The 1,771-nt window shown below is 51.8% G+C and carries 1 rRNA gene; it reads left to right on the top strand.

Features of this window, described 5'->3' with window-relative positions:
- The first annotated feature begins 131 nt into the window (after nt 1-131).
- Nucleotides 132-1,706, top strand: a 16S ribosomal RNA gene (locus FC43_RS05545).
- Nucleotides 1,707-1,771 lie beyond the last annotated feature (65 nt).

Raw genomic sequence — 1,771 nt, 5'->3', positions numbered from 1 at the left:
GGTAGACCTTTGAAAACTGAATAAAGTTTCGACGAATCAAATGTGTAGGGTCCTTAATCATTGATTAAGGCAATAACATTTGCGAAGTCAATTCGCTTAATTTATTTTTGAGAGCTACTCAAGTTCTTATTTTATATGAGAGTTTGATCCTGGCTCAGGATGAACGCCGGCGGTGTGCCTAATACATGCAAGTCGAACGCGTTGGCCCAACTGATTGATTGTGCTTGCACAGGATTGACGTTGGTTTCCCAACGAGTGGCGGACGGGTGAGTAACACGTAGGCAACCTGCCCCGAAGCGGGGGACAACATTTGGAAACAAGTGCTAATACCGCATAACAACTTTGACCGCCTGGTCAAAGCTTAAAAGATGGTTTCGGCTATCACTTCGGGATGGGCCTGCGGCGCATTAGCTTGTTGGTGGGGTAACGGCCTACCAAGGCGATGATGCGTAGCCGAGTTGAGAGACTGATCGGCCACAATGGGACTGAGACACGGCCCATACTCCTACGGGAGGCAGCAGTAGGGAATCTTCCACAATGGGCGCAAGCCTGATGGAGCAACACCGCGTGAGTGAAGAAGGGTTTCGGCTCGTAAAGCTCTGTTGTTGAAGAAGAATGTGCAAGAGAGTAACTGTTCTTGTATTGACGGTATTCAACCAGAAAGTCACGGCTAACTACGTGCCAGCAGCCGCGGTAATACGTAGGTGGCAAGCGTTATCCGGATTTATTGGGCGTAAAGCGAGCGCAGGCGGTTTTCTAAGTCTGATGTGAAAGCCTTCGGCTTAACCGAAGAAGTGCATCGGAAACTGGATGACTTGAGTGCAGAAGAGGGCAGTGGAACTCCATGTGTAGCGGTGGAATGCGTAGATATATGGAAGAACACCAGTGGCGAAGGCGGCTGCCTGGTCTGTAACTGACGCTGAGGCTCGAAAGCATGGGTAGCGAACAGGATTAGATACCCTGGTAGTCCATGCCGTAAACGATGAGTGCTAGGTGTTGGAGGGTTTCCGCCCTTCAGTGCCGGAGCTAACGCATTAAGCACTCCGCCTGGGGAGTACGACCGCAAGGTTGAAACTCAAAGGAATTGACGGGGGCCCGCACAAGCGGTGGAGCATGTGGTTTAATTCGAAGCTACGCGAAGAACCTTACCAGGTCTTGACATCTTGCGCCAACCCTAGAGATAGGGAGTTCCCTTCGGGGACGCAATGACAGGTGGTGCATGGTCGTCGTCAGCTCGTGTCGTGAGATGTTGGGTTAAGTCCCGCAACGAGCGCAACCCTTGTTACTAGTTGCCAGCATTCAGTTGGGCACTCTAGTGAGACTGCCGGTGACAAACCGGAGGAAGGTGGGGACGACGTCAGATCATCATGCCCCTTATGACCTGGGCTACACACGTGCTACAATGGACGGTACAACGAGTCGCGAACTCGCGAGGGCAAGCTAATCTCTTAAAACCGTTCTCAGTTCGGACTGCAGTCTGCAACTCGACTGCACGAAGTCGGAATCGCTAGTAATCGCGGATCAGCATGCCGCGGTGAATACGTTCCCGGGCCTTGTACACACCGCCCGTCACACCATGGGAGTTTGCAATGCCCAAAGTCGGTGGGGTAACCTTTTGGAGCCAGCCGCCTAAGGCAGGGCAGATGACTGGGGTGAAGTCGTAACAAGGTAGCCGTAGGAGAACCTGCGGCTGGATCACCTCCTTTCTAAGGAATTAATCGGAAACCTACACGTTGTTGAAACTTTGTTCAGTTTTGAGGGGTTTACCTCT

The sequence above is a fragment of the Limosilactobacillus ingluviei DSM 15946 genome (assembly GCF_001435775.1).
GTDB lineage: Bacteria > Bacillota > Bacilli > Lactobacillales > Lactobacillaceae > Limosilactobacillus > Limosilactobacillus ingluviei.
This window is presented reverse-complemented; position numbering and strand designations above follow the sequence as displayed.